We start from the raw sequence: 23,370 nt of genomic DNA, 5'->3' as shown, positions 1-23,370 counted from the left end.
GTATGACCAGGAGTAGCATCGCCGGTATGAAGCTCTCGGTCAGCCTCGCGGAGGACGACGTCGCGACCCTGCGCGCGTTCCTCCAGGCCCACCCTGACGTCAAGGGCATGTCCGGCGCGGTGCAGGAGGCCGTGCGTGCGCTTCGCGAGCAGCTCGTCATGGACGACTACGACGCCGCCATGGACGAGTGGGACGACTCCGAAGACGGGGCACTGTGGGACGCCACGGCCGGCGACGGTCTCACGCGCGGAGCGCAGCCTGGCGTGGCCGCGCCGTGAGGGGTGAGATCTGGCGGGTCAACCTCGATCCGGTGATCGGCTCGGAGGCCAGCAAGACTCGCCCAGCGGTCGTCGTCGGGCGTCCGGGGACCGCTCATCGCGCGATGGCTGCGGGCCGCGGCGTCATTCCTGTCGTCCCCGTCACCACCGCCATGTCCCGCGTCTACGCCTTCCAGCTGCTGCTGCCCGCAGGGCGCACAGGACTGCGCGAGGACTCCAAGGCGCAGGCCGAACAGCTGCGTTCTGTCGACGTCGGGAGACTCGTCGAACGGGTGGGCTCCGTCCCAGCCGACCTCTTGGTGGACCTCGACGCGCGGATCAAGATCTGGCTCGACCTACCCTGACGTCAGGGCTGCGCAGGCAGGTCCCGCACCATCACCGCACTCGCATACCGCTTGCCCGGCCAGCAGATCCGCTCGACCTCGGCGAACCCCCACCCCCGGTACAGCTCAACCAGGTGCGTCGCCGGCTCCGCGGTGTCGAGCCCGACGTGCGTCGCCCCGGCCTCCTGAGCCCAGGCTCGACCCTGGGCCCACAGCCGCGAGGCCACGCCCGTCCCGCGCCGTGACGGGTCGACGGCCAGCTGGTTGAGCCAGGCGCGGCCCGGTCGCCGCGCCTCCGCACAGAGACCCTGCAGCTCACCACCCGGCGGCATCGACATCGTCAGGCTCCCGAAGAGCCCTGCCTCGTCCTCGACCACCCACGTCTGACCGGCGGACGCGCGGGCGAGGGTCGTGGCCTCGTCCTGGTCGACGGCCGTGAAGTTCAGGCCACGCTCCCCGAGCTCGGCGTACGCCCGGTGCAGCAGGGCGGTCAATGCCGAGGCGTCCCTTGTCGCGAACCGTCTCAGCACCAGGTCCACGTGCCCCCTCAGCGCCCCCTCGTCGTCGCGAGGAGCATAGCCAGCCCGGTCAGAGCACCGCCCCGGCGACCGGCTCGGGCGCCCGCACGGCCTTGGGCTCACCGAGCTTGACCACCACGACCCCGGCCATGATCAGCAGGCCGCCGAGCAGCTGGATGGTGCGCGGCAGCTCGCCGAGCAGCACCCACGCGAAGCCGATCGCGGCGACCACCTCGAGCAGGGCCACGAAGGAGGTGAGCCGGGACCCGAGGCGTCGTCCGGCTGCGATGCCCGTGGTGTAAGCGATCGCTGCGGTGACGATGCCCAGCACCACCAGCGGCACCCACCACTCGACGGTGCGGCCGTCGTAGACGGCGGGGGCGGTCGAGGCCGTCATGGGGAGCACGCCGACCAGGCCGAGCAGCCCGAGGACCACGCTGCCGACCACGAGCCCGCCCGCGGCGAGGGTCAGGGGCGGAAGGCCGTTGCCCTCGTCGGCCGAGATGATGAAGTAGGCCGTCGCCCCGACCATGGCACCCAGGGCCCACAGCACGCCCACCGGGTTGAGGGCGGCGCCGGTGATGAGGTCGAGCACGAGGACCAGGCCCAGGGCCGCGAGGCCGGCCCCGACCAGCGTCATCAGGCTGGGTCGCTGGTGGTGCCGCAGCCACATCCACACGACCACCGCGGCTGGCGAGGTGTACTCGATCAGCAGCGCGGGCCCGACCTGCATGTACTGCACGGCCGAGAAGTAGCAGAACTGCGCTCCTGCGACCGCGAGCACCCCGTACATGACGATCAGCCCGGTGTTGCGGCGCAGCAGCGACCACCGCCCCCGCAGGGCGATCAGCCCGAAGGGCACGACGACGAGGGCCGCGAGCCCGACCCGCACCAGCACCACTGCCCCGGGGCTCCACCCGGTGTCCAGCAGCCCTCGCGCCCACGCCCCGGACATGCCGAAGGCCGCAGCGGAGGCGACGGCGAAGCCCAGCCCCGCGGCGAGGCGCGAGGGCGGTGCGCTCACCGGGCCGGAGGAGGTCACGTCAGGGGCCACAGTCGTCATGGGTCGTGACGCTAGAGCCGCGTCGAGTAATGTGTCAACATGCTTTTTGCTCATGAGACCGAGCTCGCCCTGCAGGCCGCCGTCGTCCTGGCCAACAGCGCCGAGCCGCCGGACACCATGACCACCGTCGCCGAGCTCGACGCCTTCTTCACCGAGTACCTCTACACGGGCCGTCACGACCACGACGCCGCCGAGCTCGCGGAGGTCCGGGCCCTGCGCCCGGCCCTGCGCCACCTGCTGACCAGCGACGCCGAGGCCGCCGCCGCCCAGGTCAACACGATGCTCTCGACAGCCCGCGCGACCCCACGCCTCGTCCGTCACGACGACTTCGACTGGCACATCCACGCTGTCGACGACGACGAGCCCCTCGCCACCCGCATCGTCGTCGAGACCGCGATGGCGATGATCGACCTGATCCGCGCCGACGAGCTCTCCCGCCTCGGCCTGTGCGCCGACGCCGACTGCGAGGGCATCGTGCTCGACCTGTCCCGCAACCGCTCGCGCCGGTACTGCAGCGTCACCTGCGGCAACCGCAACGCCGCCGCGGCCTACCGGGCCCGCCAGTCCCAGCAGACCCAGCCGGCCCAGGACCGGTAGGCCCCGGTCTCGACGACCGGTAGTCCCCAGGCCCGGGCTACTGTGCCTGCGTGCCCACCCCTCCACCCCGCACGACGACGCCCCCCGAGCCCGTCGTCCCCCACGCCGACGGCTTCGCGGCCCGGCGCGCAGCGACCAGTCAGCAGATCCTCCAGGCGGCGGCCCAGGTCATGGCCGACCGGGGCTACGCGGGCACGTCGCTGGACGCCGTCGCCGAGCTCGCCGGCGTGGCCAAGGGCAGCATCTACAACAACTTCGGCTCCAAGGAGCGACTCTTCGAGGCGCTCATCGCCCACACCATGGATCGCTTCAGCGCGACCCTCGCCGCGGCCCCCGACGGTCGCACCGGTGCAGCGGCCCTCGAGGCCGTGGTCTCGGCCCTGCTGGTCGAGGTGCGGGACAACCCTGCGGGCACCCAGCTCCTAGCGGCCGAGCTGTTCCGCATGGGCCGCACCTGGCAGGAGTCCCTCGAGCCGGTGCGCGAGCGCATCGTCTCGGTGTTCCGGGAGGTCATCGCGCAGGCCAACCCCGCCGCGGACGTCTCCGTCGTCGGGCCGGCGGTGTTCGGGGCGACGCTGATCGCCGGGCTCGAGTGGCGGACCTTCCAACCCGAGCGCACGCTCCCGGACATCACCGGCGTGGTGATGGGGAGCGTGCGCTCGGTGCTCGAGCCCGCGGGCTGAGGGCCCGGCCTACAGCGCGCGGCCCGCAACCCGCCGTCGGCCGCGGCGCTCAGGCCACCGGGACCGGCCCTCGGTCGGCACCGCGCGGGGAGCCGCCCGTGCTGCCGGACCCAGCGCCGGCGTCGGCCTCCTCGACCATCGGCGGGTTGTCGCGCAGCACGCGCTGGTAGGCGGCGAGGTCGGTGAAGAGCTCATCGGTCAGCGGGTTCTTGCGCCGCACCACGATGCGCCGCACCTGGTAGACGACGACCGCGACGTTCGCCACGAGGGCCAGCGCGCTCAGGGTGAACAGCGCGCGGGGGTCGTGGGTGGACTGCACCGCGAAGGTCGAGCTGCCGACGAAGGCCGGCACCGCCATGGTGAACATCATCCAGAAGGCCAGGGTCTGGGCCCGGTGCTGCAGCCACGAGCCCTTGGTGATGAAGAAGGCCGGGATGGTGCAGGAGACGAGCAGCGCGGCACCCGCGTAGAAGGCGTGGTCACCGACGGCGTTGTAGACGTAGGCGAAGTTCCACAGGTCGTAGGCGATGATCCAGAACCAGAGCATGTCCGGCCAGATCATGGTGCGGGCCCCGCGGCGGCTCTGGGCGATGTAGATGCCCGCCCAACCGCAGATCGTGAGGATGTTCAGGATCCCCGCGACCCCGTTCATGATGTTCCACGGCCCGCCGACCATCATCACGCCGTCGTGCATGCCCTGGAGGCCGTACACCTCGAAGTCGCGGATCACGGCCTCGAGGATGTTGATGGCCAGGATCGCCGCCGGGAACATGAGCCAGTAGCGGTTCTTGGCGAACCGCGGGATGTAGCGCAGGGCCATGAAGCCGAGGCAGCCGGCCAGGGCCGAGTACACCTTGACCCAGTGGAACCAGCTGCCGGTGGCCGACCCCCCGGTGGCGGTGTGCGGCCACACGAAGATCGTCAGCACGATCGGCAGGACGACGAACAGCGCGATCCCGGCCTTCTTGCTCACGCGGGTCAGCTCGCTCAGGCCGATGAGGACCGCCACGACCACGACCCACATGAGGGCTGAGTACCAGGGGATGGACTCGAACAGGAACATCGTTCCGCACTCCTTCGGGGGCAAGGAGCCACCTCAGCGTGGCTTTGTGTACTCAACAGTACAAATCTTGCCGCGGGGCGGGACGGGTCGGAGGTCCTAGGGGGGTGAGACCACGGACGGCCCCCCGCAGCAGGTGCGAGGGGCCGTCCGTCCAGCAGGGTCGAGGATCACTCAGCCACAGGGATCGCCTGCGCCTCGAGGGCCGACACGGTCGAGGACTCGGCCGCCGTGAGGGCGTCGGGAAGGGTCCCGCTGCCCGAGATCGCGCCGGCGAAGCCGTCCGAGACGTCGTTGTAGACCTGCGTCATCGTCGGGCCCCACACGAAGTCCGCGGAGACCTGGCCGCTGGCCTCGGCGAAGACGTCGTAGATGGCCTGGTCACCGTAGAACTCGACACCCTCGGACAGCACCGGGAGCTCGAGACCCGCGGTCGTGGCCGGGTAGAGGTTGGCCTCCTCGTTGAGCATGGTCAGCGCCTCCTCGGAGGTGTTGAGCCACAGCGCGAACTGGCTGGCCTCGTACAGGTGCTCCGAGCCCTTGAGGACGGCGATGGTCGACCCGCCCCAGTTGCCTGCGCTCTGCTCACCCTCGCTCCACTGCGGCGACGGCGCGACCGACCAGTTGCCCGCGGTGTCCGGGGCCCCGGTCGCGATCGAGTTGGCGCCCCACACGGCCGAGTTCCAGGTCCACACCTCGCCCGAGTTGTAGGCGTTGTCCCACTCGGTGGTCCAGCCCGGGTAGGTCGAGACCAGGTCACGCTCGATCAGGTCGTCCCAGTACGCCGCGACCTCGGTCGACTCGGCGCTGTCCAGGTCGACCGTCCACGCCTCGCCGTCGTTGGTGAACCAGCTGCCGTTGGCCTGCCACACGAAGCCCGCGAACTGGTTGATGTCCGCCTGGGAGAAGTTCGTGATGTACCCGCCGGTCTCCCGGACCTGCTCGGCCGCCGTGGCGAACTCGTCCCAGGTGGTCGGCACCTCGATGCCGTTCTCCTCGAAGAGGTCCGAGCGGTAGAACATGGCCATGGGGCCGGTGTCCTGCGGGACGCCGTACAGTGCGCCCTCCTCACCGAGGGAGGCCTGGGCCCAGGTCCAGTCGACGAACTGGTCCTGCGCCGCAGCGACGTCCTCGCAGACGCCGATGTTCTCGAGCCCGTCCTGCACGCGGAAGTTGGGCAGGGCGTCGTACTCGATCTGGCCGAGGTCAGGGGCGTTGCCGGCCTCGAGCTGGTTGAAGAAGTTCTGGTAGGTGCCGCCGTTGCCGTTGGGCCCGGTCTGCACCGACACCTGGATGTCGGGGTTCTCCTCGTTCCAGACGTCGACGACGCCCTCGATGCCCGGGATCCAGGAGGTGAAGTCCAGCTCGACGGGGCCGTCGGCGGGCTGGCAGGCGCCGGCGTCGGTGCTGCCGCCCTCGCCCCCGTCGCCCGGGTCGCTGCTCGAGCAGGCGGCCAGGGCCAACGGGGCGAGCAGGGCGACGCTGACCGCTCGTGTGGTGATGCGCATCCTTGATCCTTCTTCCGGTGGGTCGGTGATGGAGATGGTGTGGGGGGTTGCTGGGGGGTGGTGCTGGGGGTGGCTACTTGAGGGCGCCCGAGCCGAGGCCCGTACGCCAGAACCGCTGCAGCAGGAGGAAGACGATGATCAGCGGCACGATCGACAGGAGCGCGCCGGTGAGCACGTACAGCCGCAGCTCGGGGACCTGGTTGACCTGGGTGTTCCAGGTGTAGAGACCGAGGGTCACCGGGAACAGGGACTCGTCCCGCAGCATGATCAGCGGCAGGAAGAAGTTGTTCCAGATCGCGACGAACTGGAACAGGAACACCGTGACCAGCGCGGGGAACATGAGCCGCACCGAGACGGTGAAGAACGTCCGGACCTCCCCCGAGCCGTCGAGCCGTGCGGCCTCGAGCAGCTCCTCGGGGACCGCCGAGGCCGCGAAGATCCGGGCGAGGTACACCCCGAACGGGCTCACGATGCTCGGCAGGAAGACCGACCAGAACGTGTTGGTCGCGCTGACCTGGCTGAACAGCAGGAACAGCGGCAGGGCCAGGGCCGTGGCCGGCACCAGCACGCCGCCGAGCACCACGTTGAACACGAGCTCACGGCCCGGGAACACGTACTTGGCCAGGGCGTAGCCGCACATCCCCGCCAGGACGGTCGCCACGAGGGCACCGACCCCGGCGTAGAGCACGCTGTTGAGGAGCCACCGGGGCAGCACCCCGCCCCCGTAGGAGGCCACCGCCGCGATGTTCTCCCCGAGCTGGATGTCGGAGAACCACAGCGCGTTGGTGGTGGTCAGGTCCCCGCGGCTCTTGGTCGAGGCGACCAGCAGCCACCAGATGGGGGTGAGGAAGTAGACCGTGAAGACACCCATGACGAGCATCGCGGCGGTCCGCGGCAGGAACCCCTCGCGCGGTCCGTTGCGGCCGTTCCCCTTGCGCCCCGTGGTCCGGGCCCTGGCGCGGGCCGACGGCGGGACGGCTGCCGTCGTGGTGCTCACTGGAACGCCTTCCGCTGGGTCACCTTGAGGAAGGTGAAGGACAGGATGAACGTGGCGAGCGCGAGGACCACCGAGTAGGCGGCCGCAAGGCTCACGTTGGGCACCGAGGAGGTCGTGTAGACCAGCAGGTTCGGGGTGAAGGTGCTGCTCACGGCCGAGGTGAAGGTGCGGAACACCTGGGGCTCGGCGAGCAGCTGCAGGGTGCCGATGATCGAGAAGATCGCGGTGAGGATGATCGCCGGCATGACCAGGGGGATCTTGATCGCCCAGGCGATGCGCGCCTGGGAGGCGCCGTCGAGCCGCGCGGCCTCGTAGATCTCGGTGGGGATCGCGAGCAGCGAGGAGTAGATGATCAGCATGTTGTAGCCGACGTAGACCCAGGTCACGACGTTGGCCATGGACCACAGGACGAGGTCCGCCGAGAGGAACCCGACCTCCTGGGTCAGCGGCTTGAAGGGCGACAGGTTGGGCGAGTAGAGGAAGCCCCACATGATCGCCGCGATCACCCCGGGCACCGCGTAGGGGGCGAAGAACGCCAGGCGGAAGAACCGCCGTCCCTTGACCAGAGGCGAGTCGAGGAGCAGCGCGAAGAGCAGCGCCAGGCCCAGCATGACCGGCACCTGCACGACGCCGAAGAGCAGCACCCGGCCCACCGACTCCCAGAAGGGCCCGCTGTCCATGACCTGCGCGTACTGGCTGAGACCGCCGAAGACCTCGCGGGGCTCGCCGTAGGTGCCCTCGCGCTCGATGACGAGCATGGACTGCCACACCGCGTACCCGATCGGGATCAGGTAGAAGAGCGTGAACAGCGTGGCGAAGGGCGCCACGAAGATCGCGATCGCCTTCTTGTGCGGCACTTTGACCCTGGCGCGGTTGCGCGCCTGGACGTCCAGGACTGTCGTGCTCATGACGCCTCCTCCCTGATCACACGGACCGCACCGGCCGGCACCCGCAGGGCCTCGGTACGGACCGCCTGGGTGAGCTCGAACCCGGCCACGGGGAGCTCGACCTCGCCGCCCCCGTGGTTGATGACGAACAGGTAGCTGTGCTCGGCGCCCCGGCGGCGCACCACCTCGACCTCGGCGCCGGCCCCGGGAAGCGACCTCGCCCCGGCCTCACGAGCCACCCGGCCCAGCAGCGCGGCCGCGGGCTCGGCGTCCAGGGCGGTGGCCACGTACCAGGCGACCCCGGCGCCGTGCTCGTTGCGGGTCACGGCCGGGACGCCGGGCAGCGGGCCGTCGGCGTAGCGGGTGATGACCTGGGCCGTGACGGCACGAAGGTCCTCGGTCCACAACCGCGCCGTGCCGCCGTCCTCGAGTCGAACCTGCTCGTGGGCCTGCAAGGGGTGGAACTCCTCGGTCACCACGCCCAGCAGGTCGCGGAAGGCCCCGGGGTAGCCGCCCAGGCGCACCCGGTCCTGCTCGTCGACCACGCCGCTGAAGAAGGTCACGGCTGCGTGCCCACCCGCGGCCACGAAGGCCTCGATCTGCGCCGCGTGCTCGTCCCGCACCAGGTAGAGCTCGGGCACCACGACCATGCGGTAGCCGGTCAGGTCGGCGCCGGGGGGCAGCACGTCGACCGTGAGCCCCTGGGCCCGCAGCGCGAGGTAGGCGCGGTGCACCTGGTCCAGGTACTCGACCTCGGTCGAGGGGCGGTTCTCGGCGTCGGCGGCCCACCAGGTCTCCCAGCTGAACAGCAGGGCGACGTCGGCCTCGACGCGGCTGCCCGCGACCTCCTGCAGCGCGGTGAGGGTGCGGCCCAGCTCGAGGACCTCGCGCCAGGTGCGGCTCTCGGTGCCGGTGTGGGGCAGCAGGGCGGAGTGGAACTTCTCGGCTCCCTGGACCGAGGCCCGCCACTGGAAGAAGCACAGCCCGTCGGCCCCGCGGGCCAGGTGGCCCAGGGAGTTGCGCAGCATCTCGCCCGGCCGCTTGGCCACGTTGACCGGCTGCCAGTTCACGGCGCTGGTCGAGTGCTCCATGAGGATCCAGGGGCCACCCTGGGCCAGGCCACGGGTCGCGTCGGCCGCGAAGGCGAGCTCGGCGGTCGGGTCGGCCAGGCGGTGGTCGAGGTAGTGGTCGTTCGCGATGACGTCCATGTGCGGGGCCCAGGACCAGTAGTCCACGTCCCGCCGGTGCGCGGTGACCATGAAGTTGGTGGTGACGGGCACCGTGCTGTGCCGGCGGAGCACCTCGGCCTCGGCGAGGTAGTGGTCGAGCAGCTCGTCGGAGCTGAACCGCTGGTAGTCGAGCGCCTGGCCCGGGTTGAGGGTCGAGACCGTGAGCCGGGGCGGGAGCACCTCGGCGAAGGAGGAGTACCGCTGGCTCCAGAAGCTGGTGCCCCACGCCGTGTTGAGGGCGTCGACGTCGGTGTAGCGCTTCTCGAGCCACCCGCGGAAGGCCGCGGCCGAGGCGTCGCAGTAGCAGAGCGCGTTGTGGCAGCCGAGCTCGTTGGACACGTGCCACAGGGCGACGGCGGGGTGGGCGGCGTAGCGCTGGGCGACCTGCTCGACCAGGCCCAGGGCGTAGCTGCGGAACACCTCCGAACTGGGGCACCAGGCCTGGCGACCCCCGGGCCAGCGGGTGGTCCCGTCGGCCATGACCGGCAGGATCTCGGGGTGCCGAGTGCTCAACCACGGGGGCGGGGAGGAGGTGCCGGTGCCGAGGTTGGCGCTGATGCCGTGCTCGTGGAGCAGGTCGAGCACCTCGTCCAGGCGGGAGAAGTCGTACTCCCCCGGCCGCGGCTCGACGTCGGCCCAGCCGAAGACGTTGACGGCGACGAGCGAGACGCCGGCCTGCTGCATGAGGACCATGTCCTCGCGCCAGACCTGCGGGTCCCACTGCTCAGGGTTGTAGTCGCACCCGAGCACGAGCCCGTCCGCGGGCCAGTGCCGCGCGGGGACGTCGGGGACTGCGCTGCTCATCGTGCTCCCTTGCTCGTGAGCCCTCGGGAACCGCGATGTCCCAGGGGTTTCTGTGACCGTTCACAGAAGGATCAAACCGACACGAGGTGTGTGCTCTGTGACCGGGCACAGATTAAGTACGGGTTTCTCTCGGTGTCAACACTCTCGTCCTCGAGCGGCGCTGCGGCGAGCGTTCTCCACGCTCATGGGCGATACGATCCCGGCATGTCCACGGCCGGGCCGCGACCCCGTCGCGCCACGATCCGCGACGTCGCGCTCGAGGCCGGCGTCTCGCGGGGGACCGTCTCGCGCGTGCTCAACGGTGAGCCCTACGTCTCGGCCCAGGCCCGTGAGGCCATCGAACGGGCGGTCGCCCGGGTCGGCTACGTGCCCAACTCCGCCGCCCGCAACCTGGCGACCCGCCGCTCCCAGGCCATCGGCTTCATCGTCCACGAGCCCCACGAGCTCTTCCTCGAGGACCCGAACATCGGGGCGATCCTGCTGGGGGCCAACCGGGTGCTCTCCGGCTCGGACCACCAGATGGTGAGCCTGGTCATCGACTCCGAGCGGGACAGCCGGCGCGTGGCCCGCTACCTCAGCGGCGGGTTCGTCGACGGCGCCGTCGTCGTCTCGGCGCGGCAGGACGACACCCTGCTCACCACCATCGCGCGGCTGAGCATCCCCGCGACCCTCGTCGGCCGACCGCCCGCGACCTCCCGCGTGCCATGGGTCGGCATCGACAACAAGGGAGCGGCCCGCGCGATCACCGAGCACCTGGTCGGCACCGGGCGGCGGCGGGTCGGGATGATCGCTGCCGCGCTGGACCGCGACTCCGGGGCCGACCGCCTCGCCGGCTTCCGGGACGCCCTGGGCCCGGCCTTCGACCGTCGGCTCGTCGTCGAGAACCAGCTCTACGAGTACACCGCCGGCCGCACCGGCATGATCGAGCTGCTCGAGCGCGAGCCCGAGGTCGACGGCGTGTTCGCGGCGTCGGACGCGATCGCCGCAGGGGCGCTCGACGCGTTGCGGGCCGCGGGCCGCAGGGTTCCCGAGGACGTCGGCGTGGTGGGCTTCGACGACAGCTCGTGGGCCCTGCGCTGCCAGCCCCTGCTCACCACCGTGCACCAGCCTGCCCGCCAGCTCGGCGAGGCGGCCGCGGCGTCGGTGCTGGCCCAGCTGCGCGGGACGGCGACCGACGAGCCCGCGGGTGGGCTGCTCGAGACCCACGTGGTGGTGCGGGAGTCGACCTGACGAAGGGACGCCGTGCAGGGCGGGCCCGATCGCGTCACGACGGCACTCTGGCGGGTACGGGTCGTTCTACGCTGTCGCCATGGTGGGGAAGGGTGAGGGCATGGCAGCAGGCGGGTGGACCTTCCTCACCAACCACGCCCACGTGCTCCTCGTCGTGCGACGGGACCCGCACGCGCGACTGCAGGACATCTCGGCAGCCGTCGGGATCACCGAACGCGCCGTCCAGCTCATCCTGGGTGACCTCGAGAGCGCGGGATACGTCCGACGCACCCGGGTAGGACGCCGGAACGAGTACCTCGTCCTGGGGGGTCCGTTGCGCCACCCTCTGGACCAGGGCCAGGCGGTGGAGGACGTCCTCGATGCGCTGGACGACAGCCCGGGCTGATACACGTAGCGCGTTACGCGTAGTACAGTTCATATATGCACTCCTTCCTCCTCCCGCGGAGCTGAGGCGCGTCCGTGCAGGCCGCCCTCGACACCGTCACCTCACCTGCCGTCCTCGCCTTCCTCCTGGGCGTCCTCGCAGCACTGCTGCGCAGCGACGTCCGTCTGCCGGACGCCGTCCACACGGCGCTGTCGTCCTACCTCCTGCTGGCGATCGGCCTCAAGGGCGGCGCCGGGTTGCGACAGGCTGGGGTCGGAGAGGTAGCACTGCCGGTGCTCGCCGCCGTGGCGCTCGGCATCGTCACGCCGATGCTCGCCTGGGTGGTGCTACGAGCCCTCACCCGGCTGAGCCCCGTCGACCGGGCCGCCGTCACGGCCCACTACGGCTCGACGTCCCTGGTGACCTTCACCGCAGCCGTCGCCCTCCTGGACAGCAGGGGCGACGCGTACGAGCCCTACGCGGCCACCCTGCTGGCGGTGCTGGAGGTGCCCGGGATCCTCGTCGGACTGCTGCTGGCCGGCGGGGCTGCCGCGGCCGCCGGTGCGGGTCGGGCAGAGGCCGTCCGCGAGGTGCTCACCGGCCGCAGCATCATGCTGCTCACCGGAGGCCTCGCGATCGGCGCCCTCGCCACGCCGTCCTCCTACGACACCGTGGCCCCCCTGTTCGTCACCCTGTTCCCCGGCGTGCTCGTGCTCTTCCTGCTCGATCTCGGCGTCCTGGCAGGGCGCCGGCTCCGCGACGTCCCAGCCGCCGGCCCGGGCCTGGTCGTGGCCGCCGTCGTGATCCCGGTGGTCAACGGCTCCCTGGGAGTGCTGGTGGGCACTGCCGTCGGCCTGTCACCGGGAGGGGCTGGACTGCTGGGAGTCCTCACAGGCAGCGCGTCCTACATCGCCGCGCCGGCCGCCGTCCGACTCGCACTGCCCCAGGCCAACCCCGCCTACTACCTGACCACGAGCCTCGGGGTGACGTTCCCCTTCAACCTCGTCCTGGGTATCCCGTTGTACTTCGCGCTCGCCCGAGCGCTCGGCTGAAAGGCTCACCAGCATGCGCACCGTGCCCGTCGCGTGCCTGACGATCGTCGCCGAAGCCGTCGTCGAGGCGCGCCTGCTCCGTGACCTCGAGACCGCCGGCGTCCGCGGCTGGACCGTCACCTCCGGCCAAGGCAGAGGCACCAGCCACATCGACGCCAGCGACTGGGAGGGGGCCAACGTCCGCATCGAGACGTTGCTGTCGACCACCGCCGCCGACCGGGTGCTGGCGATGCTGTCCCAGGAGTACTTCCCCCGGTTCGCCGTCGTGGCCTGGGTGACCCCCGCGCAGGTGGTCCGGGGCGACAAGTTCCTCTGACGACGACCACCCCGGGACCACGGCGAGCGACCCAGGCGGCGCCGACCCGCGACTCGAGTGACCCCGGCCCTCTCCGCACCGCGCGGCCCGAGCCTCGCCCCTCACCCCCCGACGAGCACCTGCACCAGCAGGATCTTGACGATGATCCCCAGGGCGAACAGCGCCGCGTACCCGGCCTCGACGCGCTCGTCGACCACCCGCGAGCTCGCGTAGGCGAGGATCGCCGGCTGCCCCACCAAGCCCGCGAGCGCGCCCGAGGCGCGAGGTGCGCTCACCCCGAGCCACCGCGCCCCGGCCACGAACAGCCCGCAGGCCAGCCCCACCACCGCGAGCGCCAGCACGACCACCCGCAGCCCTGTCCCGGTGAAGGCCTCGCTCGCGAACGCCTGCCCCGAGGAGAGCCCGACGGCGGCGAGGAAGAGCAGCAGCCCGATCTGCCGGATCGTCAGGTTCGCCGCCTGCGGCATCCCCCACACGAGCGGCCCGGTGCGCTCGACGTGCCCGAGCACCATCCCGACGAGCAACGGCCCGGCGGCCGAGCCCAGCGCGAAGGCGATCCCGCCCGGCAGCGGCAGGGTCACGAGCCCGACGGCCAGGCCCACCGCGAGGCCGATCCCCGCGGTGACGGCGTCGATCTCCGAGACGCGCCGCTCGGAGTCCCCGAAGAACCGGGTGACCTCCTCGAGCCGGTCGCGGGGCACGACGGCGAGCACCCGGTCCCCGAGCTCGAGGGTGAGCTCGTCCCGCGCGAGCAGGTCCAGGTCGCCCCGGCGCACCCGCGTCACCACGCCGTCGAACCGGCCGGGGATGTCGAGCTCGGCGACGGTGCGCCCGGCCACGCGACGGTCCGAGACGACGAAGCGCTGGTGGTCCACGACGGTGCGGTCGTGCGCGAGGTGGGCCTCCACCCGGTGGCCGAGGTGAGCGATCGCGGCGTCGACCTCCTCCCCCGGACCGACGACGACGACCTGGTCCCCCGGGCGCAGCTCCTCACCCTCGTCGACCACCCGCATGCGCCCGTCCCGGGCGAGGTAGGACATCCGGACCTTCTGCTCTCGGTAGCCAGGCACCTCGTCGAGGGCGGTGGGGCGCTCGACCTCGGCCGTGGCCGCGTCGAGGCCGACCCCCGCTGCGGGCTCGGGGTCCTTCCCGGCTGGCCACCGACGCCGGACCGTCGCGGCGACCACGAGGATCGCGACCGTGACACCGACCGGGTAGGCCAACGAGTAGCCGACGGCCGGCTCGGAGCTGTCCGCCGCGGTCTGCGCGGCGGCGAGGGCCGGGGTCGAGGTCAGTGCCCCGGTGAAGGCCCCGGCCTGGAGCGGACCACCCAGGCCGAGGACGTTGCCGAGCATCGCCGTCGTCGCTGCGACCACGAGCAGCACCGCGACCCCGAGGCCCATGAGCGGGAGCTGACGCCGCAGGTCCCGGAAGAAGGTGCTGCCCGCGGCCAGGCCCACCGTGTAGACGAAGAGCGCGAGGCCCAGGGTCTGCACCAGCTCGAGCCCCTCCCCGAGCCGCTCGTCCACGGCGCCGACGGCCAGGCCGACGAACAGCGCCCCCGCCGCCCCGAAGCGCACCGGGCCGAAGGGCACCGCACCCAGGGCCGTGCCGAAGGCCACGACGAGGAAGATGGTCAGCAGCGGCGACCCGGCCAGGACATCCACCACGGGGCTCATGCCCTGACCGTACGGCGGGACAGGCGGTCGCGGGCGCCAGCGGCCCGAGCCGCCCTCCTCGACCGTGCAGGCAACCCTCGACCCGCTGGGGGCAGGCTGGGGGCATGAGCTCCTCGGCAGCCGCCGGACCGGCGCGATGGCACGGGCAGGGTGCCGGGTGAGCCGTCCGCACCTCGACCCACGGCTCGTGGCCCTGGTCGCCGTGGGCGGCATGGTGGGCACGACGGCCCGGTTCCTCCTCAGCACGTCCCTTCCCCACACCGAGGGGGCCTGGCCCACGGCGACGTTCCTCGAGAACCTGGTGGGGGCCTTCCTGCTGGGCCTGCTCCTCGAGACGCTGGTGCGCCGAGGGGCCGAGAGCCCGCGCGGTCGATCCGTGCGGCTCGGGCTCGGGACGGGAGCCCTGGGCGGGTTCACGACCTACTCAAGCCTGGCCCTCGAGCTCGAACGGCTGCTGACCGACGGCGCGTTCGTGATCGCAGCCGCGTACGCGACGGCGACCGTGGTCCTGGGCCTCGCGGCCTGCTTCGCGGGGGTCACCCTGGCCGCTCGGCGGGCGGGGGCAGACCACCCGACCTCCCCTGCGCCGGGAGCAGGGCCGACCGTCGACGGCCCGGGGGCGGTCCGGTGACCCTGCTCCTCGTCGCCCTCCTCGGTGGGCTGGGCGCGGCCACGCGCTTCGTCCTGGACGGTCTGGTGCGCGGCCGGTGGACCCACGTGTTCCCGGTCGCGACGACGGCGATCAACGTGAGCGGCTCGGCCCTGATCGGGCTCCTCACCGGCGGGCTGCTGTTCCACGACCTCGACCCCACCGTCTACCTGGTGCTCGCCGTGGGGTTCTGCGGCGGGTACACGACCTTCTCGACAGCGATGGTCGAGACCGTGCGGCTGCTCCAGACGGGTGAACGTCGCCGCGCCGTCGCGAACCTGCTGGTCTCCCTGCTGGCGAGCCTCGCCGCGGCAGCCGCGGGGGTCGCGGCGCTCTGGCTCATGGCCTGAGCCTGGCCCCGCCCGGGACCCCTGGACACCCTGCCCCCACCGGAGCACAGTGGACGGACCAGGAGGTGTGCCATGGGAGACGTCATCGCCCTGCCGGTACCGGGAGCTGCCTCGCTGCCGGACGTCCGTGGGCAGCACCGCGCCCTGCAGGTCACCTGGCACGACGAGGGCGACGTGGTCGTGCTGAGCACGTGGCGCTTCGGTCGCTGCGTGGGCACCGTTCGCCTGACCGCCGAGGACGCCGCCGCGCTGATCAGCACCCTGGCTCAGGGCCTCGCGCAAGGTCGGGGTCGTGCGCCGAGCGCAGGGACCGGCTGAGCTGCCCTTCCGGTGGAGAGCGGGCCCTGCGCGGGGGAGGATCGCGGCGTGGGCCCCGTCGTCGTGCGGCGTCCTGACCTGACGGACGGATGACGAGGACGCATGAGCTCGACCGACACCAGCCCCGCCGACGCCCTGCCCACGATCGACTGCGCCGACGAGCCGATCCGCATCCCGGGCTCGATCCAGCCGCACGGCGTGCTCCTCGCCGTCGAGCCCTCGACCCTGGCCATCCGCGTGGCTTCGGTGAACGTCGCCGAGCACCTCGGCGCGACGGCTGAGGAGCTGCTCGGGCGGGACGTGCGCGACGTCGTCGGGCCGGAGACGGTTCCTGCCCTGCCGTTGAGCGACGACGCCCTCGAGCCGCGCCGCGTGACCCTCGCCGTGCCCGGGGGCCGGACCCAGACCTACGACGTGCTGGTGCACCTGGCTGACGAGCTGCTGGTGCTCGAGCTCGAGCTGGTGCGGGACGCCCAGGCCGACCGGCCGCGCCGGGCCCGCGTCGCCCTACGGTCCTTGCAGGGAGCTCGGGACCAGGCCGAGCTCGCCGAGATCGTGGCCCGGGAGGTGCGCGCCGTCACGGGCTTCGACCGGGTGATGGTCTACCGCTTCGACGCCGACTGGAACGGCGAGGTGGTTGCTGAGGAGGCCCGTGAGGACCTCGACCCCTACCTGGGTCTGCACTTCCCCGCGTCGGACATCCCCGCCCAGGCTCGCGAGCTGTACACCCACCAGTGGCTGCGGTCGATCCCCGACGCGACGTACACCCCGAGCCCGTTGCTGCCCACCGACGCCCCCACCACGGGACGACCGCTGGACCTGTCGGGCTCGGCCCTGCGCAGCGTCTCCCCCGTGCACCTGGAGTACCTGGCGAACATGGGGGTGCGCGCCTCGATGTCGGTGTCCCTCATCGTGCACGGGCGCCTGTGGGGGCTGGTCGCCTGCCACCAGGTGGACGGACCGCACTACCCGGGCGTCGCGGCGCGGTCCTCGGCCGAGTTCCTGGGGCGTACCGCCTCGCTGCTGCTCCAGGGCAAGGAGGACGAGGCCCGGTACGTCGACAGCCTCACCATCGCGGCCACGGCCGCCGAGCTGCAGCGCGAGCTCACCGCCCAGGCCCGCACCCCCCTGCTCGCGCTGACCGCGGAGGACCGGGTGCTCGACCTGGTGGAGGGCGCGACCGGCGCCGCGGTACGGCTCGACGGCCAGCTGCGGCTGCTCGGCGAGACCCCCGACGCCGAGCAGGTCACGGCCCTCGCCGAGCAGCTCTGGGCCGAGGGCGGCGGCACCGTCGCCAGCCACCGCCTGGCCCACGACCTGCCGGGCAGCGACCTGCCCGCCCAGCTCGCCGGCACCGCCGCCGGGGTGCTGGCGGTGCGCGTGGCTGCCGGGGCGAGCCGGGACGCCCTGATGTGGTTCCGCCCCGAGGTGCTGCGCGAGGTTCACTGGGCCGGTGACCCCGAGGCCAAGGGCACCGAGGCCACCCCGGACGGTCTGCGGCTGACGCCCCGGAACTCCTTCGCGGCCTGGGTCGAGCAGGTGCGGGGCACCTCCGAGCCGTGGACCGCCTCCCAGGTGGCCGCGGTCGAGCAGCTGGCCCTGGACCTGGGTGACCTGCTGGTGCGACGCAAGGCCGAGGAGGAGCGCGTGGCCTCGGCGCTGCGACGGATCGTCCTGACCGAGCGCCCGCCGACTCCCGAGGGCTACACCCTGGCTCAGCGGTTCCTGCCCTCGAACCACGACGCCCTGGGCGGGGACTGGTACGACGTCACAGCCCTGCCCGACGGCCGCGTGGTCTTCATGGTGGGTGACGTGGCCGGCCACGGCATCGCGGTCGCGGCGATCACGGCCCAGATCCGGCACGCCCTGCGCGCCTACCTCATCGACGAGGGCAGTGCGGCCAAGGCGCTGCGCCGGGCGGGGGCGCTCGTGGCCACCCTGCTTCCCGGCGAGCTGGCGACCGTCATCGCGGTCGAGCTCGAGCCCCGCACCGGCCGGGTGCGCGTCAGTCGTGCAGGCCACATGCCGGTGCTGCACCTGACCGCCGAGGGCGAGGCCTTCGTCCAAGGCACCCGCGGCCCGGTGATGGGGGTCGAGGTGCTGGGCGACGCCGCCTTCCAGGAGGCCGAGCTGCAGCTCGAGCGCGGGGAGTGCCTGGCCCTGTTCACCGACGGCCTGGTCGAGGAGCGCGGCACCCGCGTGATGGCCAGCCTCGACGGCCTGCTCACCCGGGCTCAGGGGGTCGAGCGGGAACCTGAGGCCCTGTGCGACGCCCTGGTGGCCAGCGCGCCGGCCGGGGACGACGACGTCACGGTCGTGGTGCTGCGACGGGACTGAGCGCGGGACTGAGCACAGGCCGGTGCACGCCGCCGAGGTCGGCGAAGAGGTCGGTGTTGAGGTCGAAGGCGGTCCGTGCCTCGGCCAGGACCTCCTCGGTCGCGGCCTCGTCGAGGGGGAGCGCGTCCAGACGGCCCCGGTACTCGTCCTTGAAGAGCTTGGGCTTGGGGATCTCCCGGAACCGGTAGAAGCCCAGCCCCTCCTCCGCCACTCCGTACTCGCGCCCGACGGCGACCCGGATCGACTGCCCGCCCGAGAGGTCACCCAGGTACCGGGTGTAGGCGTGAGCCGCGAAGAGCCCGACGTCGTCCCTGGTCAGGGCGTCGAGGCGGGCCGCGTACCGGTCGGTGGCGGGGAGCAGGCGGACCTCGTGGCGCCAGCCGGCGCCGAGCAGGTGGGCGAGGTCGGCCTCGAGGGCCGGCACCCTCAGCAGGCTGTCCACGACCATCCCGCCGCCGACCTCGGTGGCCGCGACGCGGCGGCCGGCCTCCTCGAGGGCGGTGTAGACCCGGTGCAGCTGGGCCTGGAGGTCGGCGTAGGCGGCGACGTCGAGCCGCCCGCCGACGAGGTCCCCGACGAAGGGCATGCTCTCGGCGCGCTCGTGCTGCTCGCGGGTGGCCTCGCGCAGGAGGACGGAGAGGGTCACCGACCCACCTCACCACGCCCGGCGCGGACCGGGGAATCTGCCGCACGGCTCGTGGCGGAAAGTCGACGCATGATGTCTTCTCTGCCACTGGGCGTGCCCACGCGACGGAGCGAGGCTCGAGGCATGGGCACCGTCATCTTCCTCGTCCTCCTGCTGGGGTTCCTGCTCGCTCTCGGACGCGTCCGCACCCCCTGGGTCGACCGTCGCCCGTGGCGCGAGCACACGGCCCGTGACGTCGGACGCACGGTGCTGCTGGGCGCCCGCAGCATGGTCGACCTGCGACAGGGCTGAGCGCCTCGCGACCCCTCAGACGCCGAGCCACCACCGCAGCCGCGGGCTCCCCGCGACGGTGGTGCGCAGGTGCTGCCGGGCCCGGTCGGCGAGCAGGTGCACCGCGGTGCGTGGCCGGCGCGCCACCCCCGCAGCGAGGCCCCCACGCGCGACCTCGGCCGCGGGCCACCTGACCGACGGGGCCTCAGGGTCGGCCTCGCGCAGCTGGGTCCAGGCGTGGACCTCCTCGCGGGTCGGCACGGCCCAGAAGAGGTTGGTGACCTCGTCGACCGGTGCTGAGAGGTCCAGGTGCGCGGTCGGGCTCCACGCCGCGGGGTCCAGGTGGGTCAGGTAGGCGTCCACCGTGCGACGCACCACCTCCCGGTCGCGGGCCGTGTCCCGTGGCCCCCCCTCGGCCAGGCCCGGCGCGCACAGCTCGAGCACGCGGCGCCGGCCCCGGGGCATCGCGGCGTCGTCGAGGCGGGTACCGGGCTCGATGCGCAGGGGCAGGTCCGGCCCGAGCCGCACCGCGAGGCGCATGAGGGTGCGACCGGGGGCGTCGTCGGTGAAGGTCAGCTCGGCGGCCTGGGTGGCCCGGGCGTTGCGCAGCTCGGAGGCCAGGTGGCTGGTCAGCACCGGGGCGAGCACCCCGGCCGCCACCTCGATGAGGGCTCGCTCACGGCTCGTCCACGCGCGCACGTCGAGCCGTGCCAGGCGCGAGGCCCCCGCCATCGCCGCCGAGAGCCCGTCGGTCGTCTCGCGGTGCCGCTGGAGGAGGACCTCGAACCGGCCCGGGTTGCCGTCGGGCAGCAGGACCCCCTGGGCCCCGGCACGGCGGGCCGCGCGGACGTCGGCGTCGTCGTCGTTGCCGTGGTGGCGCAGGTCCCGGGGGCGCACCCCCTCGCTGGCCGCCACCGTCGCGAAGAGGGTGCCCGAGCGCTTGGAGGTGCGGTGCGCGTGGGACACGTAGAGCACGTCGCCCTCGTGCCACGCCCCGTGGCGGCGCAGCTGCTCGGTGATGAACTCGGCCGGCAGGTACATGTCCGAGACGAAGACCACCCGCCCGGCGGCCTTCCGGGCCTCGCGCAGCCGCGGCAGGACGGCGGGCACCGGGTGCAGCAGGTCCGCCTCGGTGGCCATCTCGAGCTCGGCCAGACGCTCCTGGGCCACAGTGGTCAGGCCCAGGGTGGCACCGAGCTCGGCGTGGATCTCGGCGAGGCCCGTGCCCTCGGGGTCGCTGGCCAGGGCGCGCTGCTCGGCCCGGACCCGGGCACGGCTGAAGGCCTGGGGCGAGCAGGTGATCAGGCCCGCCTCGGCGGCACGCGCCCCGAGCACGTCGAAGACCGCCTGGGCAGGGCTCACGGACCGTACCAGGACCGTCTCGAACACGTCGAAGGTCGCCAACGGGTCGGCGCCGTGGCGGTGCGCACCGGCCGCCGCCGCGGACCGGCCACGGGCCTCCGGCTGGGACGCGGGGCCTCGCTCGGTGGTGGTCACCTGACCAGTGTCACCACGGATCGGACCCGATGGCGCGGTCGGGGAGCAGCCGTCGTGAGGACTTCACGTGCCGTTCACCGACGAGCGGACAAACCCGCACAACCGTGGCACCCGGCCCCCGACCCGAGGTCGGAGGGGAAGGGTCAGACGGCGCGGGCGAAGTCCTCGGCGTGCTGGACGGCCGAGGCGACCTCGGGGTCCGCCGGGTCGACGTCGGCCGTGAGGGCTGCCTCGAGCACCGGCATCTCGGCGAGCACGGGCTCCTCACCGTCGGGCATCTCCTCGGGCACCAGTGCCTGCAGGCCCTCGTTGACGATCGCCGCGGTCTGCGAGCGCCGCACCAGGTAGATCGTCAGCAGGATCACCGGCACGTTGATCACGCTCGGGGCACCGAGCCAGAAGGACCCGATGCCGATCGCATGGACGAACCACAGCACGTTCCCGGCCAGCGACAGCACCTGGGTGGGGATCGAGACCCCGGCCAGGCGGGCCGGGTCCTTGCGGTCCCGCCACACGCGCCGGGCCTGGGGGAGCCAGACGAGGAATCCGGTGATCGAGGCCAGGAACCCGCTGGCCTCGGTGATCAGCTGCACGACGTACTCCATGACGAGGGCAGCACCATGAGGGTGCTGCGAGGTGAATGGGGGTGGGCACCGCTCGGGGGGAGCTCGGTGACCGGGTGTCGCGCCCTGGCGGGAGCGTCACGATCTTAGTCGACATCCCGGGGTGGACCTTGATGAGACGTACGTCATGCCACTCGGCCGAACGGGTGCTTCTGGGCAGGTCAGGGGCCGGTGGTGTCCTCGGTCGGCACCCAGAGGTTCGGGTGGACGGCGGTCCAGCCCTCGGGAGGGCTAGGGGCGCCGTCGGGGACGAGGGTGGCCTCGAGGTGGACGCCGCCGCCGCTCGTGCTCGCCCACTGCCCCTCCGGGCTCCGTGCCAGCCGCCACGGCTCTCCGCAGGACGAACCGATCAGCTCCTCGGCCACCAGGATCAGGCACACGTTGCCCTCACGGTCCGCCCCCGCGTACGCCACCCCGTCGGGCAGGTCAGCGAGGTAGTGGTACCCGAGGATCTCCTCAGACAGGTCGACCTGGCTCTCTGGCGGGTCATCAGGGGGCTCGCCGAGGAGTGCCACGACGTCCTCGGCCGTCGGCTCCCCCCACCACCCCGCGACGTCGACGACGGCGGTGTGCGGGGTCAGCACCTCGGCCGTGGCCACCCCACCCACGGCGAGCACGCAGACGGCGCCCAAGCCACGCAGCGCCGTGCGACGACGCCGGCTGCGCCGGGCCGCGGTCAGCACCTGCCCGGCGTCGAGGGACATCGGCGGGCTCATGGCCTGGACACGGGCGCGCAGGGCGGTGGTGCCGAGGTCCTCATGGGTGCCGGTCACGGGTGCCTCCTGACGATGCTCGCCTCGCCGTGCTGGGTCGTGATCGTCTCCTCGGACGACAGGACCTGACCGGCCGCAGAGCGCCGGAAGGCGTCGTCGGGCCCGATCTCGCTGCGCAGGCGGGCCAGTGCCCGGGAGGCGGTGGACTTGACGGTGCCGACGCTCACGCCCAGGTCGTCGGCGACCTCGGTCTCGCTCAGCCCGACCATGTGGCGCAGCACGAGGATGCGTCGCTGGCGCACCGGCAGGGAGCGCAGGGCCCGGACCAGCTGGTCACGGTCACCGACCGTCGCCTCGTGACCGTCGGCCTGCCCCTCGGGCAAGGCGTCCGGAGCAGCCAGCACCTCGCGTCGGCGTCGACGCCAGGTGTCGATCCGGGCGTTGGCGAGGGTGCGCCTCGCGTAGGCCAGCGGGTCGGTCTCGCGGGCCCGGGGCCAGGCGAGGTAGGTGCTCACCAGGGCCTGCTGGGTGAGCTCCTCGGCGCGGTGCGCGTCGCCGCACAGCAACCACGCGGTGTGCAGGAGGGCGCCGGCGTCAGCGCCCATGAAGGCCGCGAACTCCGCATCTCTCTCGTCCCGCACACCACACCTCTCCGTCGGTCTCTCAGTAGTACACGCTCGGGCGGCCCGGAAGGTTGAGTGCGAGCATCGGCCGGTGACGCGCACCCGACAGATCCCCTGGTGGGCCGTGGCCTCGGCCGTGACGGCGCCGATCGCGATGATCGGCGGCTTCCTCCTCGCCGAGTCCCTCCAGGCTGGTTTCGACCCTGTCGAGGAGACCATCAGCGCCCTGGCGGCGACGACGGCGAGCGCCCCCGGGGTGATGACGGCCGGGCTCGCCGTCACGGGGGTGTGCCACGTGATCACGGCGCTCGGACTGCGCGGGGTGCCGCGGGCCGGGCGGGTGGTGCTCGCAGTGGGCGGCGTGGCGACGGCTGCGGTCGCGGCGCTCCCGGTCGACGTCGCGGGCGGGCCGCACGGCCTCGCGGCGGGGGTGGCCTTCGCGGGCCTCTCGCTGTGGCCGCTCGGCGCGTGGCGGCGCGAGGGCACCGGTCCGCTGCGCCGCGAGGTGGCCTGGGGGGCCGCTGCCGTGCTGACCGGGCTGCTCGTGTGGTTCGTCCTCGAGCTGCAGCAGGTCACGTCGACCGGCGGGGCGCTGACCGGGGCGAGCGAGCGGGTGGTCGCCGGGGCGCAGGCCGTGTGGCCGTTGGTGGTGGTGCTCTGGTTGCGGCGTCTGATCACCGGAGGCCGCGCGGCACGTCCACCAGGACGGCGTGGAGCCCGCACCGCGAAGGACGGGTAGACCGTGCTGGCGAGGGG

General features: G+C 72.6%; 27 protein-coding genes. 14 read left to right on the top strand and 13 right to left on the bottom strand.

The features are described from left to right. Positions 1-26: 26 nt before the first annotated feature. Positions 27-278, top strand: a complete 252-nt coding sequence (locus J4G33_RS05415; RefSeq protein ID WP_208054909.1) for an antitoxin — start codon at positions 27-29, stop codon at positions 276-278. Next, entirely contained in the window at positions 275-622 is a 348-nt protein-coding gene (locus J4G33_RS05410; protein ID WP_208054908.1) for a type II toxin-antitoxin system PemK/MazF family toxin, read from the top strand. The genes J4G33_RS05415 and J4G33_RS05410 overlap by 4 nt, the downstream gene beginning before the upstream one ends. A gap of 2 nt (positions 623-624) precedes the next feature. On the opposite strand, the gene J4G33_RS05405 is transcribed toward J4G33_RS05410, so the two are convergent. Both J4G33_RS05405 and J4G33_RS05400 read right to left on the bottom strand, forming a co-directional pair. After that, complete coding sequence (locus J4G33_RS05405) at positions 625-1,140, bottom strand: GNAT family N-acetyltransferase (RefSeq protein WP_208054907.1); 516 nt, start codon at positions 1,138-1,140, stop codon at positions 625-627. Positions 1,141-1,189: 49 nt separating this feature from the next. Continuing rightward, the gene (locus J4G33_RS05400; protein ID WP_208054906.1) at positions 1,190-2,182 is read right to left on the bottom strand and encodes an EamA family transporter; all 993 of its coding nucleotides are present in this window, start codon (positions 2,180-2,182) and stop codon (positions 1,190-1,192) included. A gap of 39 nt (positions 2,183-2,221) precedes the next feature. Here J4G33_RS05400 and J4G33_RS05395 point away from each other — a divergent pair, with 39 nt between their 5' ends. Both J4G33_RS05395 and J4G33_RS05390 read left to right on the top strand, forming a co-directional pair. Beyond that, positions 2,222-2,779 carry a CGNR zinc finger domain-containing protein gene (locus J4G33_RS05395; protein WP_208054905.1) on the top strand — a complete coding sequence of 186 codons (558 nt, stop codon included), beginning with the start codon at positions 2,222-2,224 and terminating at the stop codon, positions 2,777-2,779. A gap of 50 nt (positions 2,780-2,829) precedes the next feature. Then, positions 2,830-3,462 carry a TetR/AcrR family transcriptional regulator gene (locus J4G33_RS05390; protein ID WP_208054904.1) on the top strand — a complete coding sequence of 211 codons (633 nt, stop codon included), beginning with the start codon at positions 2,830-2,832 and terminating at the stop codon, positions 3,460-3,462. A 49-nt stretch (positions 3,463-3,511) separates the two neighbouring features. Here the strand turns inward: J4G33_RS05390 and J4G33_RS05385 are convergent, their stop codons facing one another. The 5 genes from J4G33_RS05385 to J4G33_RS05365 all read right to left on the bottom strand — a co-directional run bounded on the left by J4G33_RS05385 (position 3,512) and on the right by J4G33_RS05365 (position 9,947). Further along, the gene (locus J4G33_RS05385) at positions 3,512-4,525 is read right to left on the bottom strand and encodes a DUF5692 family protein (RefSeq protein WP_243758632.1); all 1,014 of its coding nucleotides are present in this window, start codon (positions 4,523-4,525) and stop codon (positions 3,512-3,514) included. A gap of 167 nt (positions 4,526-4,692) precedes the next feature. After that, on the bottom strand, positions 4,693-6,030 hold the full coding sequence (locus tag J4G33_RS05380; protein WP_208054903.1) for an ABC transporter substrate-binding protein: 1,338 nt from the start codon (positions 6,028-6,030) through the stop codon (positions 4,693-4,695). Between the two features lie 73 nt (positions 6,031-6,103). After that, positions 6,104-7,027: a carbohydrate ABC transporter permease gene (locus tag J4G33_RS05375; protein WP_372434997.1), complete on the bottom strand. Its 924-nt coding sequence runs from the start codon at positions 7,025-7,027 to the stop codon at positions 6,104-6,106. Then, a complete protein-coding gene (locus J4G33_RS05370) occupies positions 7,024-7,935 on the bottom strand; it encodes a carbohydrate ABC transporter permease (protein ID WP_208054902.1) in 912 nt (303 codons plus the stop codon). Before J4G33_RS05370 ends, J4G33_RS05375 begins: the two co-directional genes overlap by 4 nt. Beyond that, on the bottom strand, positions 7,932-9,947 hold the full coding sequence (locus J4G33_RS05365) for a beta-galactosidase (RefSeq protein ID WP_208054901.1): 2,016 nt from the start codon (positions 9,945-9,947) through the stop codon (positions 7,932-7,934). Before J4G33_RS05365 ends, J4G33_RS05370 begins: the two co-directional genes overlap by 4 nt. A gap of 204 nt (positions 9,948-10,151) precedes the next feature. On the opposite strand from J4G33_RS05365, the gene J4G33_RS05360 reads away from it, so the two are divergent. From J4G33_RS05360 to J4G33_RS05345, 4 genes are all read left to right on the top strand, one after another. Continuing rightward, the gene (locus J4G33_RS05360; RefSeq protein WP_208054900.1) at positions 10,152-11,177 is read left to right on the top strand and encodes a LacI family DNA-binding transcriptional regulator; all 1,026 of its coding nucleotides are present in this window, start codon (positions 10,152-10,154) and stop codon (positions 11,175-11,177) included. 79 nt (positions 11,178-11,256) lie between these two features. Beyond that, positions 11,257-11,562 carry a helix-turn-helix transcriptional regulator gene (locus J4G33_RS05355; RefSeq protein ID WP_243758631.1) on the top strand — a complete coding sequence of 102 codons (306 nt, stop codon included), beginning with the start codon at positions 11,257-11,259 and terminating at the stop codon, positions 11,560-11,562. 74 nt (positions 11,563-11,636) lie between these two features. Then, positions 11,637-12,593 (top strand): sodium-dependent bicarbonate transport family permease, encoded by a 957-nt coding sequence (locus J4G33_RS05350; protein WP_208054899.1) that lies wholly within the window; start codon positions 11,637-11,639, stop codon positions 12,591-12,593. Between the two features lie 13 nt (positions 12,594-12,606). Further along, on the top strand, positions 12,607-12,909 hold the full coding sequence (locus J4G33_RS05345; protein ID WP_208054898.1) for a P-II family nitrogen regulator: 303 nt from the start codon (positions 12,607-12,609) through the stop codon (positions 12,907-12,909). A gap of 101 nt (positions 12,910-13,010) precedes the next feature. Here J4G33_RS05345 and J4G33_RS05340 read toward each other — a convergent pair whose 3' ends face one another. Beyond that, the gene (locus tag J4G33_RS05340) at positions 13,011-14,588 is read right to left on the bottom strand and encodes an aspartate:alanine exchanger family transporter (RefSeq protein WP_243758630.1); all 1,578 of its coding nucleotides are present in this window, start codon (positions 14,586-14,588) and stop codon (positions 13,011-13,013) included. Between the two features lie 157 nt (positions 14,589-14,745). Here J4G33_RS05340 and J4G33_RS05335 point away from each other — a divergent pair, with 157 nt between their 5' ends. The 4 genes from J4G33_RS05335 (at position 14,746) to J4G33_RS05320 (ending at position 18,242) form a co-directional block, all read left to right on the top strand. Then, positions 14,746-15,219: a fluoride efflux transporter FluC gene (locus J4G33_RS05335; protein ID WP_307793763.1), complete on the top strand. Its 474-nt coding sequence runs from the start codon at positions 14,746-14,748 to the stop codon at positions 15,217-15,219. Beyond that, positions 15,216-15,587 (top strand): fluoride efflux transporter FluC, encoded by a 372-nt coding sequence (locus J4G33_RS05330; RefSeq protein WP_208054896.1) that lies wholly within the window; start codon positions 15,216-15,218, stop codon positions 15,585-15,587. Before J4G33_RS05335 ends, J4G33_RS05330 begins: the two co-directional genes overlap by 4 nt. Before the next feature lie 72 nt (positions 15,588-15,659). Then, the gene (locus J4G33_RS05325; RefSeq protein WP_208054895.1) at positions 15,660-15,905 is read left to right on the top strand and encodes a hypothetical protein; all 246 of its coding nucleotides are present in this window, start codon (positions 15,660-15,662) and stop codon (positions 15,903-15,905) included. A 102-nt stretch (positions 15,906-16,007) separates the two neighbouring features. Beyond that, on the top strand, positions 16,008-18,242 hold the full coding sequence (locus J4G33_RS05320) for a SpoIIE family protein phosphatase (protein ID WP_208054894.1): 2,235 nt from the start codon (positions 16,008-16,010) through the stop codon (positions 18,240-18,242). On the opposite strand, the gene J4G33_RS05315 is transcribed toward J4G33_RS05320, so the two are convergent. After that, complete coding sequence (locus J4G33_RS05315; RefSeq protein WP_208054893.1) at positions 18,214-18,888, bottom strand: biliverdin-producing heme oxygenase; 675 nt, start codon at positions 18,886-18,888, stop codon at positions 18,214-18,216. The two genes, J4G33_RS05320 and J4G33_RS05315, sit on opposite strands and share 29 nt — an antisense overlap. A 123-nt stretch (positions 18,889-19,011) precedes the next feature. Between J4G33_RS05315 and J4G33_RS05310 the strand changes: the two genes are divergently transcribed. Then, positions 19,012-19,179, top strand: a complete 168-nt coding sequence (locus J4G33_RS05310; RefSeq protein WP_208054892.1) for a hypothetical protein — start codon at positions 19,012-19,014, stop codon at positions 19,177-19,179. Positions 19,180-19,194: 15 nt separating this feature from the next. Here J4G33_RS05310 and J4G33_RS05305 read toward each other — a convergent pair whose 3' ends face one another. From J4G33_RS05305 to J4G33_RS05290, 4 genes are all read right to left on the bottom strand, one after another. Next, positions 19,195-20,655, bottom strand: a complete 1,461-nt coding sequence (locus J4G33_RS05305) for a hypothetical protein (protein ID WP_208054891.1) — start codon at positions 20,653-20,655, stop codon at positions 19,195-19,197. 143 nt (positions 20,656-20,798) lie between these two features. Then, entirely contained in the window at positions 20,799-21,260 is a 462-nt protein-coding gene (locus J4G33_RS05300; protein ID WP_208054890.1) for a PQ-loop repeat-containing protein, read from the bottom strand. 179 nt (positions 21,261-21,439) lie between these two features. Then, the gene (locus tag J4G33_RS05295; RefSeq protein ID WP_208054889.1) at positions 21,440-22,051 is read right to left on the bottom strand and encodes a hypothetical protein; all 612 of its coding nucleotides are present in this window, start codon (positions 22,049-22,051) and stop codon (positions 21,440-21,442) included. Further along, positions 22,048-22,632 (bottom strand): SigE family RNA polymerase sigma factor, encoded by a 585-nt coding sequence (locus J4G33_RS05290; protein ID WP_307793762.1) that lies wholly within the window; start codon positions 22,630-22,632, stop codon positions 22,048-22,050. The genes J4G33_RS05295 and J4G33_RS05290 overlap by 4 nt, the downstream gene beginning before the upstream one ends. Before the next feature lie 73 nt (positions 22,633-22,705). Between J4G33_RS05290 and J4G33_RS05285 the strand changes: the two genes are divergently transcribed. Next, complete coding sequence (locus J4G33_RS05285; RefSeq protein WP_307793761.1) at positions 22,706-23,353, top strand: DUF998 domain-containing protein; 648 nt, start codon at positions 22,706-22,708, stop codon at positions 23,351-23,353. Positions 23,354-23,370 lie beyond the last annotated feature (17 nt).

Origin of the sequence: Actinotalea soli (assembly GCF_017565425.1) — a bacterium.
GTDB lineage: Bacteria > Actinomycetota > Actinomycetes > Actinomycetales > Cellulomonadaceae > Actinotalea > Actinotalea soli.
This window is presented reverse-complemented; position numbering and strand designations above follow the sequence as displayed.

What these genes read in the sequence shown, in the direction of transcription:
- J4G33_RS05385 (WP_243758632.1), bottom strand. Translation starts at nt 4,525, where the DNA reads ATGTTCCTGTTCGAGTCCATCCCCTGGTACTCAGCCCTCATGTGGGTC.
- J4G33_RS05380 (WP_208054903.1), bottom strand. Translation starts at nt 6,030, where the DNA reads ATGCGCATCACCACACGAGCGGTCAGCGTCGCCCTGCTCGCCCCGTTG.
- J4G33_RS05320 (WP_208054894.1), top strand. Translation starts at nt 16,008, where the DNA reads ATGAGCTCGACCGACACCAGCCCCGCCGACGCCCTGCCCACGATCGAC.
- J4G33_RS05400 (WP_208054906.1), bottom strand. Translation starts at nt 2,182, where the DNA reads ATGACGACTGTGGCCCCTGACGTGACCTCCTCCGGCCCGGTGAGCGCA.
- J4G33_RS05325 (WP_208054895.1), top strand. Translation starts at nt 15,660, where the DNA reads ATGGGAGACGTCATCGCCCTGCCGGTACCGGGAGCTGCCTCGCTGCCG.
- J4G33_RS05415 (WP_208054909.1), top strand. Translation starts at nt 27, where the DNA reads ATGAAGCTCTCGGTCAGCCTCGCGGAGGACGACGTCGCGACCCTGCGC.
- J4G33_RS05300 (WP_208054890.1), bottom strand. Translation starts at nt 21,260, where the DNA reads ATGGAGTACGTCGTGCAGCTGATCACCGAGGCCAGCGGGTTCCTGGCC.
- J4G33_RS05365 (WP_208054901.1), bottom strand. Translation starts at nt 9,947, where the DNA reads ATGAGCAGCGCAGTCCCCGACGTCCCCGCGCGGCACTGGCCCGCGGAC.
- J4G33_RS05355 (WP_243758631.1), top strand. Translation starts at nt 11,257, where the DNA reads ATGGTGGGGAAGGGTGAGGGCATGGCAGCAGGCGGGTGGACCTTCCTC.
- J4G33_RS05395 (WP_208054905.1), top strand. Translation starts at nt 2,222, where the DNA reads ATGCTTTTTGCTCATGAGACCGAGCTCGCCCTGCAGGCCGCCGTCGTC.
- J4G33_RS05310 (WP_208054892.1), top strand. Translation starts at nt 19,012, where the DNA reads ATGGGCACCGTCATCTTCCTCGTCCTCCTGCTGGGGTTCCTGCTCGCT.
- J4G33_RS05360 (WP_208054900.1), top strand. Translation starts at nt 10,152, where the DNA reads ATGTCCACGGCCGGGCCGCGACCCCGTCGCGCCACGATCCGCGACGTC.
- J4G33_RS05345 (WP_208054898.1), top strand. Translation starts at nt 12,607, where the DNA reads ATGCGCACCGTGCCCGTCGCGTGCCTGACGATCGTCGCCGAAGCCGTC.
- J4G33_RS05340 (WP_243758630.1), bottom strand. Translation starts at nt 14,588, where the DNA reads ATGAGCCCCGTGGTGGATGTCCTGGCCGGGTCGCCGCTGCTGACCATC.
- J4G33_RS05370 (WP_208054902.1), bottom strand. Translation starts at nt 7,935, where the DNA reads ATGAGCACGACAGTCCTGGACGTCCAGGCGCGCAACCGCGCCAGGGTC.